Below are 15,605 nucleotides of genomic sequence, written 5' to 3'. Positions count from 1 at the left end.
CTTTGTAATAGTTTTAAAAATTGATTACCTTCTTATCAAGCAAATAATAAAAGTTTCTTTCCTGGGTACTTGTGCATAGATGGTAAAATATAAAATGTGAATTTAGGAGGATGGAATGATGGAGCCAGTGTTATACCCTCTGACCTTCCCGCAACAATCCATTTGGGATATTGAAACATTCTATAAAAACACAAGCTATGCTAATTTAGTAGGTGGAGTAACAGTCCGAGAAAATATTAATTTTCAAGTGTTTGAAAAAGCGGTCAACATAATCATTCAAAAACATGAAGCCATTCGTTTGAAATTTATTATGATTGAGGGAGAACCTCATCAATATATATCCGAGTACAAGGAATACCAAGTCAATTTTTTAGATTTTAGCAATTTAGTTGGATTAGAGGCATTTAAAGATTGGGAGGAACAACAAACAAAGGTGCCTTTTCGGGTCTTAGAAGATGACTTATTTTATATTGCTTTCGTCAAACTAAGTAAATCTAAAACAGTTCTATATTTTAAATTTCACCATCTTATTGCTGATTTGTGGAGTCATACGATGATTATCAGGGAAGTACTAAATACTTACAAGGATTTAGTAAACAATGAACCCCTTTCGATTGAAGAAAAACCTTCTTACATAGAATATATTTTAGAGGAAACTAATTATGGTAATTCCCCTAAACATAAGGAACGAAAAATCTTTTGGCAACAATTATTTGAGACAATTCCCGAGTTCACTTTATTGAATAGAAGAACTCAAAGGAAGAGGGACAGCAGGGCTAAAAGAAGGACTAAGATTATGCCCCGTGAACTCAGCGAAGAGGTTAACCTTTTCTCAGCAAAACATAATGTTTCAGGTTTTGTGATTTTCTTCGCAGTTTTTGCCTTATGCCTATCTAAAATAACGTCTAAACAGGACCTGGTGATTGGGACTCCAGTACTTAACAGAGCAAATCATCAACAGAGAAATATGGCGGGAATGTTTATCAGTAATATACCCGTTCGATTAACTCTCGATCTCAAAGAGGATTTTCTAACTTACCTTGATCGTATCTCCAAGAGATGGAAGCGATTATTAAAAAACCAACGCTACCCATATAAAGAAATACTGAAAGATATTCGGGCCACGCATGGGTATTCGGGAGCATTAAACGACGTTGCTTTTTCATATCATATTTCTAAATTAGATGTTAAAAATATGGATTTAGAAACCTTTTGGGGTTTTAATGGTAATGAAATTAACACGCTGTCTCTTAGTATGGGTGACTGGAAAGATGATGGAATGTTTAGGCTTGATTATGATTATTTAGTTGAAGCTTTAAGTGATGAAGAAGTTGAAGAAATTCATCGTTACCTTATAAATCTTTTAAAAGACGCAATTTCAGAGCCTTCCAAAACCTTATCCCAAATCTCTCTGTTGACAATACAAGATAAATACAAACTTGTCCATGAACTTAACCTTACAAAGCTAAATTATCCTAAAGGAAAATTAATTCATCAGTTGTTTGAAGAACAGGTGATGAAAACACCAGAGCATACTGCTTTAATTGTTAATGATAACAGGCTTACTTATCGAGAATTAAATGAGCGTGCCAATCAACTAGCCAGGACCTTAAGGCTAAAAGGTGTAACCCTAAATAATATTGTAGGGATTATGCTCAGTCGTTCCCCTGAACTGATGATTGGTATTCTGGCAGTACTCAAAGCAGGAGGCGCCTATCTGCCTATCGACCCTCAATCCCCAGTTGCTAGAATTGAGGATCTGTTGCGTAATAGCCGAACACATATATTTTTAACGAATCCTTCTAGTATTAAGGAAAAGGAGGTTGTTGAAAAGTTAGAAAGAACCTTAGGCTTAGAGCAGATCGATCTTAATGATTCATCATTATACTCAGGGTTAGCCTCGGATCTGGACAATGTTAATAGGCCAAATGATCTAGCCTATGTAATTTATACATCTGGATCAACGGGTGCTCCCAAGGGAGTAATGATTGAACATCGATCGGTTAATAATCTTATTCATGCCCTCTTCAAATTTTTTCGCTTCTCAGAAAGTAAGGCAATTGTTTCCTTGACCACAGTAGCATTTGATATCTTTGTTATGGAAACTCTGGTACCGCTATCCTATGGGATATGTGTGGTTATGGCTAATGAAGTCGAACAGATAGTTCCAAATCTATTGTTCGATCTTGTCAAGAAGAACAATATTGAGATGCTCCAGGCTACACCATCAAAAATCCAATCCCTGTTAAAAGACCCTAAATGTTCTGCAGGTTTGACACCCTTAATGGATATTTTCATCGGAGGAGAACCGCTTTCTGAAGTAGTGCTCAATAAACTGCAGAAAGTTGCCCCGGCCGCAAGAATTTACAATATGTATGGGCCTACTGAAACGACTGTGTGGTGTATGTATAAAGAGGCAACTCAAGATGATCACGTAACTATAGGAAGGCCTATTGCCAATACTCAGATTTATATTCTTGATAGTACCAGGGAGCTTGTACCTATGGGAGTAACAGGGGAGATTTATGTTGGAGGAGAAGGGCTTGCTCGAGGATATCTCTATCGTCCAGATCTTACCCAAGAAAGATTTATTCCCGATCCTTTTCATGAAGGGAAAATTATGTACAGAACCGGAGATCTTGGACGTTGGACTCCAGAAGGGGAGATTGAATATTTAGGTCGAAATGATGATCAGGTCAAAATCCGAGGTTTTCGCATCGAGTTAGGGGAAATTGAGAAATGTTTAATTAAACATGAACAAGTACAAGAAGCTGTTGTCATAACTCGTGAGGATGGGAATAAGAAGAATTATCTTTGTGCTTATTTAGTCGGAGATAAGGCCTGCTCTACCTTAGAATTGAGAGGATATTTAGGGCAACGTTTACCAGAATATATGATTCCTGCAAAATTTGTGTGGCTTGACGCGATCCCCCTGACTCCCAACGCCAAGGTAGATAAAAAAAGTCTGCCTGATCCGATATCGAGAGCAGAGTTAGAGGATACAGTACTGATACCTCCGAGAAATCCAATAGAAGAAGAATTGGTTAGACTATGGTCCAAAGTACTAGGAGTTGGAGATGTCGGCATTGATGATAACTTTTTTCTTCTTGGGGGAGATTCTCTCGCGATTATTGAGATACTCACAGAGATTTGGTTTAGAAAATGGGATTTAAATGCGCAGGACTTTTATGATTATCCCACGATTCGACAACTATCGGATAAGGTAAGGGGAGAAATTAATGAAAGCAGAATTATTAAGTTAGAGGAGGAATTTCCACAGCCAGATGGGGATTATGATCGACCTTTGCAAAGCTTGAAGCCTGTTTTGAAGGAGAACGTACTCTTAACGGGAGCAACTGGTTTTTTAGGGATGCATCTGCTTTGGGAACTCTTGAATAGTACGTCAAGCACTATATACTGTTTAGTTCGCGGGACTGAAACGGAGAGACGATTTCGACGCCTATTTAATAGCTACTTCTCGGAATCAGCCAAATGTGACTATAATAGAATAAAAATTATCAAAGGAGATATTTCCCGAAAACTTCTTGGCCTAACTTCTGAAGATTATACGAAGTTGGGAAAGAATATTTCAACTGTGGTTCATGCAGCGGGGCTGGTTAAACATTATGGAGATTATTCTGATTTTGAGAAAGTAAATGTCCAAGGAACACAGGAGGTAGTAGATTTTTGCTTAACCTTCAGCACGCCTTTGAACCATGTATCCACTCTAAGTATTGCTGGGAATCAATTAACGGGTGAATTTGAGAACAGGTGTTTTAGTGAAACTAAACTGTATATAGGTCAAAATTATCGTGATAATTTATATATTAGAAGTAAGTTTGAGGCAGAGGTGAATATTTTTAAAGCAACCTCATTGGGACTTCAAGCTAGTGTTTTTAGAGTAGGAGTATTGACCGGCAGATATTCAGATGGTCAATTCCAAGAAAATATTCACGAAAATGCTTTTTATCAGAAGCTAAAATCGATACTGGAGATAAGAGCGATTCCAAGTGATAAACTGCATCAGGAACTGGAATTTACCCCAGTAGATTTCTGCGCTCAAGGCATTATCAATATTATTAAGACAAATGCACGAGCTGGTCGAGTATTTCACATGTTTAACCATAAGAAAATCGAGATGACAAAACTAATCGATATCCTTCATACACAGGATATCAGAATTAAGCCTTTAGATATGAAATCGTTTTACGAATTAATCGAATACTATGTAGAGTCGTTGCCTTCGCTCAGTGGATTTGTTTTAGACTTGACTAAGGGGCGTGATATTGACCCGGAGCGTAACGTTGAGATCGAGAGTAATATTACTCAAGCCTATTTAAACGAAACCGGGTTTGAATGGCCAGATATTACTGAGGATTATCTGAAGAAAATTTTAGATTATATGATACAGGTAGGTTTTTTACAACAAATCATTTGACCTTAACTGACCTTTGTACTAAAATAAAGTTAATCGGCAAGAATATAATGAGTTAAGTACAGTATCCTTAATAAAAGTGAATAGGGGGAATTGTAAATGGGTTATCTAGTCCCAATGGTAGTAGAACAAACAAATCGTGGGGAACGTTCCTACGATATATACTCTCGTCTTTTGAAAGATCGTATTATCTTCCTCGGGGGTGGCATTGATGATGATGTCTCCAATCTTGTCGTAGCACAAATGCTTTTCCTCGAAGCAGAAGATCCTGAAAAAGATATTAATCTGTATATTAACAGTCCCGGTGGTTCGATCACTGCAGGAATGGCCATTTATGATACCATGCAATATATTCGCTCAGATGTACGTACGATTTGTATCGGAATGGCAGCGAGTATGGGGGCATTCCTTTTAGCAAGCGGTGCTAAGGGAAAACGAGTAGCTTTGCCTAACGCTGAAGTCTTAATTCATCAGCCGTTAATTGGTGGGCATGGACTTTCCGGACAAGCGACTGAAATCGAAATTCATGCTAAACAATTGCTCAGAACTAAAGCAAAGATGAATAGAATTCTTGCTGAGAGAACGGGGCAACCCATTGAGAAAGTTGAAAGAGACACAGAGCGCGATTATTATATGACAGCCGAAGAAGCCAAAGAATATGGGCTCGTTGACCAAGTTCTAGAAAAACTCGAAGCTCCGGTAGAAAAGGAAAAGTAAAATAAGACAAAGAGTAATAACTCTAAGAACGCAAGGGCGATTTATCGCCCTTGCGTTCTTAGTTGTAACCATAAAACAATTCTTTGGCACGCATTTATAATAGTTTAGTCAGACTAATTAATCTGACTAGGAAAAAAAGTCTCGTCAACAGTGCTGCCGAATAGCGGTATCGAGATCCGTCTTTATATCGTCTTTATATTTTGAAGGGTAATTTATCCATGAAATCATGGAGATATTCGAACCCTAATCCGGCAAGAAACCATTCGGGTGCCATTCGGAGGGTAATGTACCCGTTAATATTTAACGAGTCATTATATTGCCAAGGGCAACTTCCTAAGATTAAAGCCAAGATCGAACCGCTGGAATATTCTATCGTCCAGATTACGGCAAGATAAATTAAACCCCTAATCCACCAGGAATGAGAGCGCAGAGAGGTATGTAAGGGTTCTAGAAATACCGAGAGTCCATATATGGGGATCATTATTAAGAAGGTGAACCCTTGCATGCTTAAGTCCCCTTTGAGAAGGGAAGCTAAACCCGTATACATGACCTCAACGACGAGGCCAATAATTCCGTAGATAAAGAAGCGTTTAAGTTTTTCCATTTTCTTAGTATGGTAAGATAATTTTAGAGCATTCCAAAAATATATGGTATGTATTGGGAAAATAGTCTTTTAAAAGACCATAATTTGAATTATTTTACATATACTCTGAGGGCAGAAGGTAATTAATGGTTGTATGTCGAAACCCTCCCAGTAAAGAATGTGCGAATATTATGTATGCTCAAAGATACCTTAATAGAGCGCACAAAGTCTTATAACAAAAGGAGAGGCGTTATAAATGCGTAAGATTCGTAAAGCAGTAATACCGGCAGCCGGGCTGGGAACTCGTTTTTTACCAGCAACAAAGGCCCAACCGAAAGAAATGTTGCCGATTGTGGATAAACCAACTATTCAATACATTGTAGAAGAGGCTATCCAATCTGGAATAGAAGATATTGTTATTGTGACAGGACGAAATAAACGGGCCATTGAAGACCACTTTGATCGTTCGATGGAACTTGAAGCCTTCTTGGAAAAGAATGCTAAAGACGAACTTCTAGATTTGGTTCAGGATATTGCTCAGATGGCGGATATTTATTACGTTCGGCAAAAAGAAGCCTTAGGCCTGGGACATGCAATTTACAGTGCCCGGAAATTCATTGGTAACGAACCGTTTGCGGTCCTTTTAGGGGATGATGTCATTTATTCAGAAGTGCCTGCTTTGAAGCAAATGATCAATCACTATCAGCGCTATGGGGCAAGTATAGTAGGAGTTCAAGAGGTTCCACTCGAGGATACTCTTAAATACGGGATCGTGGATGGTGAGAAGTTTGCTGATCGACTTTATCGTGCCAAGAATATGGTAGAGAAACCGCGTCCGGAGGAGGCTCCGGATACTCACTTAGCTATCATGGGTAGATATATCTTAAACCCTGAAATATTTGGTATCTTGGAGTGTCTGCCAGCTGGCAGGGGTGGAGAAATACAGCTCACAGATGGAATAAAGGAACTGGGGCGCTATCAGGAAATACTCGCTTATGAATTTGAAGGTCGTCGGTATGATGTCGGAGATAAGCTAGGTTTTGTGGAAGCAACGATCGACTATGCCCTGCGCAGAGGAGATCTTTCGGAAGACCTATTTGACTATCTTCGAGAGTTAGTTCGAAGGGAAGCCGAGAACAGATAATATTTCAAACCCTCACCGCGTTGGTGGGGGTTTTATATTTTACAGAGGTTCCTTGCCTTTAAATTACCGACTTTTTTTGGACAATGCTGCTTGATTATCGCGAATTATACGGACTGCTTGAAGGCTTTTGACAGTTCGTGAACATAGAGAACAGAAAATGAACCAGACTCTACAGCAAAAACGACACCCTTCTCTCCCAAAAATTGGTAAAATGCTCTCGTAGTATAAAAAAAGTCTAAAGGAGGGAAGAGACTAATGATACCAATAGACAAAAAGAGGATAGTAACCTTAGCCGGAACGTTAGTTCTTGCGGGTGCTGTTGTTGCAGCAGGGGTGTATGGCCCAAGTGTCTGGAAGGTTTTTAGGCAACAAAGCGCTATTACTGACCAGGTGGTTATTCAAACACCAGCCGTTGACGGCAATAATAACGGCAGTAATGGCACGATGTTGCCTGAAGGGACTGCTCCACCTGCAGTAAAAGGAGGAGCGGAAACAACGCCCACTGCAGCACCCACGACCATTAATGCACCTCCACAAAGTGATTCGGGATCAAAAAATAAGTACAAGGAACCGGACACTAAGCTGATAGACTTGGCGCCGTCTATCACTGCATTCTTCGGAGAGGCTGCATTAAGCAATGATGCAAAAACATTAGCCTTTGGCTCCGCATGGAATATCCACCAATATGTAGATGGTTATCTCTATGGGCCAGCAGCGGGTCCCCAGATGAACGAAGAAGACATTAAGAAGTACATTGTATTCCATAAAACATTGCTGGACAAGCAGTATAAAAATGAAGCGAATGCTTCTAAAGCTTCAGCCTTTACGAGTTACCTGGATGTGCTGTTAAACAGTGGGATCGATTCGTTTGATTCGAAGGATAAAACCAGGATCGAACAGTTCCACCAAGGAATTCACGATCTCGATGCTCATCTTATGCGCAATGACGCAAGTTCAAAAATCTACGGAGCGACGCCATTTGCAACCAAACGGACATAATTTAGGTATTAACTGAGGCAATGAACATAAGAATGAAATGAAGCTTAGCTGTAGCACTATAAGCGATAACTAACTGCACTAAATTGTATTCAAGGTGCACAATGGCGCCCTTGTAGTTAATAATGAGGTTTTTGTAGATAAGACGTAGATAAGACTAAGAAGTACAATGTTTTGATGAGCATTATAAGACTCTCGGATTTTTTATATATATTGATCCATCAAATTGGTTATTTTATGGATTGACAATCTGCTAAAGCGGAGGGAGACCGGCCTATCGAAAAGAATAAATTGAGAATATTATTCCGTTGAAAATTGAATCGGCAATTGGATTAGTGGAGAATGACCTTGTGTTTACAAGGTTAGAAGCTGATCAAGATTGTTTTAAAATTAAATAAATGATAAATAACTCAAGGCCGTCTATAATGGACAGGCCTTGAGTTATTTATTAATGGTAGAAAATAAATGTCTAATATCCCCTTACTTTGGTCAATATAGTAATAAAAACCATTTGAAGGAGATATTGGTCTTTATGCGTAAGATGAATTATTTGTTTGGAGCGCTGGCGTTAGGACTTGGTGTACTGGTTGGGACACTAGGTGTGTCTTTACTCACGAATTCGAGTTCCCCAACTTCATTTATCTCCAAGTTGCGTGGCCAAGATAAGATACAGACAGTTTCGGGTACCGTGAATGACCCGATTCAGACCCCGCCGCTAGACCCTGCAACAGCCGGCATGTCTGAAAGTGATCTTCACTCCCTTTCTAATAAGGATTCACTCATGGCGCAACAAGTTATCACAGACTATAAGCAGAACATCGGAATTTTTTTCGGAGCCTGGAAATCAACAGATATGGCTAGCTTTCGTCTCAAACTAGCTAAAGCGTATACGGGGGATTTATTTGAAAAACATGCGAGACGGGCAGAGGAGTATTTGGTACAAGGCATAGGCTTAGATGTGAGTCGAATAGTCTTCGACCAGGTTGATGTGGAAAGTATCACTGAAAATACGGCCACCCTGCGAGTGGATTATCGTTATACAGCAAGGGATTACAATTTAACTGATGGAACTGCAGTCGGGGAAGAGCATGAACAGATTGTTCAAGTTCGTGTCAATCTTGTTAAACAAAATTCGCGTTGGATAATTACGGGAGAGAGTACAATACAGTAATTCGTTAAAAAGGGCTACAGTCAAAATGACTAAGTAGTCCTTTTTAGGTATATAGGCTTAAGTTATTTTAAGATCCAACTGTGACGATGACACCGTGTTAGGCTTGGAAAGCGATGAGCAGCTTTGGCCTTTGACTGACCACACTCTTAAAGCTTGGCGCTTGCCGAGTTTTTTTATGCATAAAACCAGGGTGTATGATAAACTAGTGCTCAGTTAAACCTATGCGCACCTCTAGTGAACTCGTTGCTTCAATTCCATATAGAAAACTCGTTGCACCCGGAGAACCCACCAATCAGAGAAGGGAATATCTACATGATTCGAAGCAGAACAAGTATTGCTAAACCCGGTATAATTGAGGAAATTGGGTATTTAAGAGGATTTGGGGTTTTAGCAGTAATCGCTATTCATACAACAGGCTACTTTACAGAAGTTAAGCAGTTTAATTCCCTGGTTCTGGTGAATTTATGGGCAGATATTTTTTCTCAATTCGCAGTGCCGCTGTTTATCTTGATATCGGGGGTTGTGTTAGCTAAGAACTATCGTGAGTCATTTTCATTAAAGGAGTTCTACAGAAAAAGAGTACGCTCGATTATTCCCCAATACTTGTTGTTTTCTATCTTATATACAGCATTTAACAATTGGGACATCATGAAAAAGAGCTCGTTGGATACTAACGTTGCACTTTTACTAAAGAATATTTGGCTTGCAGATGCTTCATATCATCTATGGTTTTTTTCGATCATCATTCAATTTTACATCCTCTATCCCCTGATCATAAGAATTTACTCGTTATTCGAACAGAGAAATAGAGCAGAACAGTTGTTGGTTCTAATGTTAGTGATACAGACGTTATTTATGGCTGGCCTGCACACCTCATATTTATCAGGTACAAAAATTAACTTTATGGGCTTTCTTTTTTACTTTTGCTCAGGGATTTATACCTGGGATCATTTTGACTCCTTTAAGAGGAAATTCACGTTGCCAAAGTCCTTTTTATTCATCATGTCCATTGCCCTAACTTTAGGAACTAGTTTTTTTATAATTATCGGTTTATCGACAGGCTATAGATATGACTCCATTCCAGCCTACTTCTTCATAGGTCCGGAGCTCATATATCCTGTTTTTAGAGTCATCACCTTTTTATTTCTCTTTAATGTGTCTATGAGCTTTCTTGGGAAAAGGAGAAGTATCCTTGCTAAAGTTATTAAAAGGATCGGAGATTATTCATTTGGAATCTATCTAATCCATATCTTTTTTAACCAATCCGCTATCAAAATCCTCAAAAACTATCAGATTGATTTTGATAGTTGGGCTTTTTATCCAATAGTATTTGCTGTCACCATTATTTTAAGCTATTTAAGTATTAGGCTGCTTAGTTTCCTTCCTTTTAGTTACTATTTAGTAGGATCTCAGAGCAGAAATAGACCATAAATTAAGATCATTAAAGGGATTTTTTGAGTTGCCTTGAACAGAGGCTGCCCATTGTTCATAGTTGTAAAACCATGTGAGTTGTAGTAAACTTTAGAACGATAAAGTTTAATGTTGAGGTGTAGCGAGAAAGGGTTGAGCAACGTGTTATTCCGCAAACGTACGTTGATTTTAATGCTGATTGATGCTTTGTTAATCAACTTGGCAGCTTTCGGCAGTTTTTATTTGCGCTTTGAAGAAGGCATACCTTTAGATTATTATCAAACCTATTATCACACAGCCATTGGCGGGACTATTTTATATCTTGTGGTCTTCTATGTCTTTGGGCTGTATAACCGGCTTTGGCAGTACGCAAGCACAGGGGAGTTACTCTCAATTGTCTATGCTGTTTCCGTTGGAACGGGCGGAACTGTCGCGGCGGTTTATTTTTATGGTCTCTCTAATGCTGACACTCTCTCTTATGTTAGAATGCCGCATACTGCTGCGGTGCTTCTTTGGCTGGCAATGGTCTTTTTGATTGGAGGTTCGCGGTTTATTTGGCGGATCTTACAGGAAAATACCTTAGATCGTCATGTCCCAGGCTCGCAGAAACAAGTACTTATTGTTGGGGCAGGAGATGCTGGAGTATTAGCTGCACGAGAATTAAAAAACCGTAATTATCGGGATGGTCGCCCAGTTGGTTTTATCGATGATAATCATTCGAAACAGAAGTTGCAGTTACTTGGAATCCCAGTCTTAGGCACGAGGATCGATATTGCCCGTATTGTTAAAGGACATAATGTGGATGAAGTTATCATTGCCATGCCATCGGCTTCAGGCGAATCCGTTCGCGAAATTGTGCAAATATGCGAAAAATCTGGGGTCATTTTAAAAATAATGCCGGGTGTCTATGACATTATTAGCGGAGACATAAATGTTAACCCGATTCGACAAGTTCAGGTGGAGGACTTGCTTGGTCGTGACCCGGTTTCCGTTGATCTGGAGGAAGTAGCAGGTTATGTTGCAGGAGAAACGGTGTTTATCACAGGAGCCGGTGGATCGATCGGCTCGGAAATCTGCCGTCAGATTGCCAGGTTTAATCCAGGGAAGCTGGTTCTGCTTGGACACGGGGAAAACAGTATTTTTGACATCGAACAAGAATTGCGTGTCGAACATCCGGGAATCGACTATATAACCGAGATCTTGGATATCAAAGACCGGGAAAAGGTTTTCTTAATCTTTAAAAGATATAAGCCGGGTGTTGTCTTCCATGCTGCAGCCCATAAACATGTCCCTCTAATGGAAAGAAACCCAGAAGAAGCTCTGAAGAATAATGTTGTTGGGACACAGAATTTAGCTGAAGCGGCCGATCAAGTAAAAGTAAAGACCTTCGTTTCAATTTCTACAGACAAGGCGGTTAATCCAACAAGTGTTATGGGAGCTACTAAGCGTACCGCGGAAATGCTTATCCAAAGCTTGGATCTTCGTTCTCAAACGAAGTTTGTAGCCGTCCGGTTTGGCAATGTTTTAGGAAGCCGTGGCAGTGTGATTCCTACCTTTAAACGGCAAATTGCTCAAGGCGGCCCAGTTACGGTTACTCATCCGGATATGGTTCGCTACTTTATGACAATTCCTGAAGCGGCCCAGTTAGTCATCCAAGCAGGTGCCATGGGACGCGGCGGTGAGATCTTCATCTTAGATATGGGGAAACCTGTTAAGATCGTGGATTTAGCCAAAGACCTAATCAGGCTTTCGGGTTTCCAACCCGATGTTGATATTAAGATCCAATTCACAGGGATTCGGCCGGGTGAAAAGCTCTTCGAAGAATTATTGACGGCTGAAGAAGGAGTCACGTCGACTAAACACAGTAGAATCTTCGTTGCAAAACCGAATGGAATTGACGTAAAACTCCTGGAAGAGTTAACCCATGTCATTCGAGAACGAGGCAGCTTTTTAACCAGAGATGAAGTTATTGAATTGTTGCAGACCGTGATCCCCACTTTCCGTAAGAAGGTGGAAAAAGTTTTGGTTAATCACTGAACTTGCTAGCAAAAGCCAGACTTGAGACGAAACAGAAAAGTGAAACTCCTACTATGGAGTGGGAGTCTTAGAATGGGATTAAGGAGAGATTTATAAGATGTTAACCGTACAGAATGTAATAACTGACGAAGATGTAGTAGCCAAAGCTCTCAAAGAAAAAATAGAAAAGCATGAAGCTAGAATTGGAGTTATCGGTTTAGGATATGTAGGACTTCCTTTAGCTGTAGAAAAAGGGAAAGTCGGATTTCCCGTGACAGGTTTTGACATCAACCCGGCACGTGTTGACCGCGTCAATGCAGCGGACAACTATATTGGGGATGTCAAAGATGAAGATCTCAAGGACGTTGTGCAGAGCGGGTTGTTGATCGCAACCACAGATTTCTCGCGCTTAGCGGAATGCGATGTCATAATCATTTGTGTACCCACGCCTTTAACGATCACCCGTGACCCGGATATTTCCTACATGCAGGCATCGACAGAAGAGATCAGAAAATATCTTCGTCCGGGCCAGATAATCACCTTAGAGAGCACGACCTATCCAGGCACAACAGAGCAAGTCATTCTGCCTTTACTAGAAAAGACAGGACTCAAAGTGGGTCACGACTTTTTCCTCGCCTTCTCGCCGGAGCGCGTCGATCCAGGCAACAAACGCTTCAGTACGAAAAACACCTCTAAAGTGGTGGGAGGGATGACTCCGACATGCTTAGAGATTGCTTATTCACTCTATACCCAAACCATATCCAATGTCGTTCCGGTATCCTCACCAGCGGCGGCTGAGTTGACCAAAGTCTTTGAAAATACTTACAGAGCGGTAAACATTGCTATGGTGAACGAACTAATGATGCTCTGTGACCGCATGGGAATCGATATATGGGAAGTTGTTGAAGCCGCAGGAACAAAACCATTCGGAATTCAAACCTTTTACCCTGGTCCGGGAGTAGGAGGTCACTGTATCCCTATTGATCCCTTCTACCTCACCTGGAAAGCTCGTGAATATGATTTCCATACCCGCTTCATTGAACTTGCTGGTGAGATCAATGTAGAAGTTTCATATTATGTTATCAACAAAGTCGTGCGTGCCTTAAATAGTGTCAACAAGAGCTTGAAAGATGCTAAGATCTTTGTTCTTGGGGTAGCCTATAAAAAGGATATTGATGACATGCGCGAATCTCCAGCATTGAAAATCATCGAACTCTTGCGCAAGCAAGGAGCAAGTATCACCTACCATGACCCTTATATTCCGGTTATTGAGCCACACGGTGGAAGTATGCTTCACTTGGAGAGTGTCCCGCTGACGGATGAAGTCTTAGCTAATTCGGACGCTGTCTTAATCCTAACCGATCATACGGCAGTAGATTATGAGAGAGTTGTTGACAAGGCCAAACTCGTAGTGGATACCCGTAATGCCACGAAAAATGTCCTCAGCAATCGTGAGAAGATCGCTAAAATCTAGACTCTGAAATATGGCGATTAAAGTATAGAAACCCACGCTTTAAGGGGAATCATCAGATTCCCCTTAAAGCTGTACAGTACAGCAGAGAACAGCATATTCTTAAAACTAACCCCGACAGACAGTCCCTTAGCTCTACAGCCTCAGAAGTGGATAATTCCATTAAGTGTCGAAAGTGAACTCGTTCAGCTAAAGCTGAACATCGAGACTTTGGGGAGTCTACCTCCTTCGCGCCAAGTGTTCCTATTGGGAAAGGCGCTCGGCTGGGAAAGGCGCTCGGCGATACTCTATCCTACGCCGGTAGGCATTCCTATTGGGACCACGGCTTCGGCGATACTCTCCACCGGAGACTATCGTCACCGAAGTAGAATAAGGGACACCCACTTGAAGAAGTGGGTGTCTCGGAATTGATAAATCAAGGAAAGAGTGGTTGTATTTATATGAACGGAGAAAACAAAATTCGGTTTGCAATTATAGGGTGTGGGCGAATTGCCCCAAAACATGCAGAATCTATAGTTTCCCTTCCTGAGGCAGACCTAGTCGCCGTATGTGATATAGTGCCAGAGTTGGCCCAAGCCTTTGCCGATAAATATGGGGCAGAGCCCTATACCGACTATATGGAAATGCTGAAAAGGACAGACATTGATGTCATTACGATCGCAACTTCCAGTGGCATACATGCCGAAATCGGAATTGCTGCAGCTGAAGCCGGCAAACATATACTTGTAGAAAAGCCGATGGCTATGACCTTGAAAACAGCAGATGCCATGATTGCGGCTTGCCGTAAAGCGGGTGTAAAATTAGGTGTCATTCATCAAAACCGTTTTAATGACTCAGTGAAACTCCTTCGCGGGGCATTAGAAGATGGACGTTTTGGTAAATTGACTCATGGACAGGCTACAGTGCGTTGGAATCGGAATGATAACTATTATACTCAAGCACCTTGGCGCGGGACAAAACTCCATGACGGCGGGGTACTCATGAATCAGTCGATACATAACATTGACCTCTTGCAGTGGACCTTTGGACCCGTGGAGTCAGTTTTTGGATATACAGAAACCTTTATGCGCAAAATTGAAATGGAAGATATGGGAGCAGCCGTTATCAAATTTAAAAGCGGTGCCATCGGAATCATTGAGGCGGCCTCTACTATTTACCCTACGAACATTGAAGAGACCTTAAACGTTTTCGGTGAGACGGGATCCGTCATTGTCGGCGGAATCGCAGTCAACCGCATCGAAGTCTGGGAATTCCCAGACAGCGCAGAGGAAAAAGAAAAGATCTTCGCCAGCCAAGCTGGAGACCCTCCAAACGTTTACGGCTTTGGCCACCGAGAAATCATCTCAGATATGATTCAAGCGATTCGAGAAGACAGAGTACCGGCCATACCGGGAGAAGAGGGACGCAAGGCATTAGAGATTATTCTGGCGATTTATAAGTGCCAGGAGACGAAGGAACCGATCGTGTTTCCATTGGTTGAGTAGGGGCGGATTTTGATTTACAACGTTCGCTCCGTAAGCTGCGTAGACCAAACTACCGCTCAAAGCCGTCCGCTCCGACGAGTTCCCGGCAATTCGCCATCCGATGGCCAAGGACGGCCGAGTGTCGCCGGAACCAAGGATGGTGGCAGGCGACCTTGGCTCAGTGCCGGTTGGAAACGTC

10 protein-coding genes are annotated in these 15,605 nt (G+C 41.1%); 9 read left to right on the top strand and 1 reads right to left on the bottom strand.

Going from position 1 to position 15,605, the window contains the following annotated elements; translation table 11 throughout:
- The first annotated feature begins 118 nt into the window (after positions 1 to 118).
- Positions 119 to 4,438: a non-ribosomal peptide synthetase family protein gene (locus tag M8E35_RS18095; protein WP_252470920.1), complete on the top strand. Its 4,320-nt coding sequence runs from the start codon at positions 119 to 121 to the stop codon at positions 4,436 to 4,438.
- Between the two features lie 96 nt (positions 4,439 to 4,534).
- Complete coding sequence (gene clpP / locus M8E35_RS18090; RefSeq protein WP_252470918.1) at positions 4,535 to 5,152, top strand: ATP-dependent Clp endopeptidase proteolytic subunit ClpP; 618 nt, start codon at positions 4,535 to 4,537, stop codon at positions 5,150 to 5,152.
- A 193-nt stretch (positions 5,153 to 5,345) separates the two neighbouring features.
- Here clpP and M8E35_RS18085 read toward each other — a convergent pair whose 3' ends face one another.
- Positions 5,346 to 5,756, bottom strand: coding sequence for a putative ABC transporter permease (locus M8E35_RS18085; protein ID WP_252470917.1), 411 nt, complete (start codon positions 5,754 to 5,756; stop codon positions 5,346 to 5,348).
- Between the two features lie 235 nt (positions 5,757 to 5,991).
- On the opposite strand from M8E35_RS18085, the gene galU reads away from it, so the two are divergent.
- The 7 genes from galU to M8E35_RS18050 all read left to right on the top strand — a co-directional run bounded on the left by galU (position 5,992) and on the right by M8E35_RS18050 (position 15,427).
- Positions 5,992 to 6,879 (top strand): UTP--glucose-1-phosphate uridylyltransferase GalU, encoded by an 888-nt coding sequence (gene galU, locus M8E35_RS18080; protein ID WP_252470915.1) that lies wholly within the window; start codon positions 5,992 to 5,994, stop codon positions 6,877 to 6,879.
- Positions 6,880 to 7,134: 255 nt separating this feature from the next.
- Positions 7,135 to 7,878 carry a hypothetical protein gene (locus tag M8E35_RS18075; protein ID WP_252470913.1) on the top strand — a complete coding sequence of 248 codons (744 nt, stop codon included), beginning with the start codon at positions 7,135 to 7,137 and terminating at the stop codon, positions 7,876 to 7,878.
- 529 nt (positions 7,879 to 8,407) lie between these two features.
- Positions 8,408 to 9,046 (top strand): hypothetical protein, encoded by a 639-nt coding sequence (locus M8E35_RS18070; protein ID WP_252470911.1) that lies wholly within the window; start codon positions 8,408 to 8,410, stop codon positions 9,044 to 9,046.
- A 312-nt stretch (positions 9,047 to 9,358) separates the two neighbouring features.
- On the top strand, positions 9,359 to 10,477 hold the full coding sequence (locus tag M8E35_RS18065) for an acyltransferase (protein ID WP_252470909.1): 1,119 nt from the start codon (positions 9,359 to 9,361) through the stop codon (positions 10,475 to 10,477).
- A gap of 141 nt (positions 10,478 to 10,618) precedes the next feature.
- On the top strand, positions 10,619 to 12,493 hold the full coding sequence (locus tag M8E35_RS18060) for a polysaccharide biosynthesis protein (protein WP_252470907.1): 1,875 nt from the start codon (positions 10,619 to 10,621) through the stop codon (positions 12,491 to 12,493).
- A 97-nt stretch (positions 12,494 to 12,590) separates the two neighbouring features.
- Positions 12,591 to 13,946, top strand: a complete 1,356-nt coding sequence (locus M8E35_RS18055; protein WP_252470905.1) for a nucleotide sugar dehydrogenase — start codon at positions 12,591 to 12,593, stop codon at positions 13,944 to 13,946.
- 437 nt (positions 13,947 to 14,383) lie between these two features.
- The gene (locus M8E35_RS18050) at positions 14,384 to 15,427 is read left to right on the top strand and encodes a Gfo/Idh/MocA family protein (protein WP_252470903.1); all 1,044 of its coding nucleotides are present in this window, start codon (positions 14,384 to 14,386) and stop codon (positions 15,425 to 15,427) included.
- Positions 15,428 to 15,605 lie beyond the last annotated feature (178 nt).

This window comes from Desulfosporosinus nitroreducens (assembly GCF_023897015.1).
Lineage (GTDB): Bacteria > Bacillota > Desulfitobacteriia > Desulfitobacteriales > Desulfitobacteriaceae > Desulfosporosinus > Desulfosporosinus nitroreducens.
The sequence above is the reverse complement of the archived record's forward strand: the minus strand, read 5'-3'. Positions and strand labels throughout refer to the sequence as shown.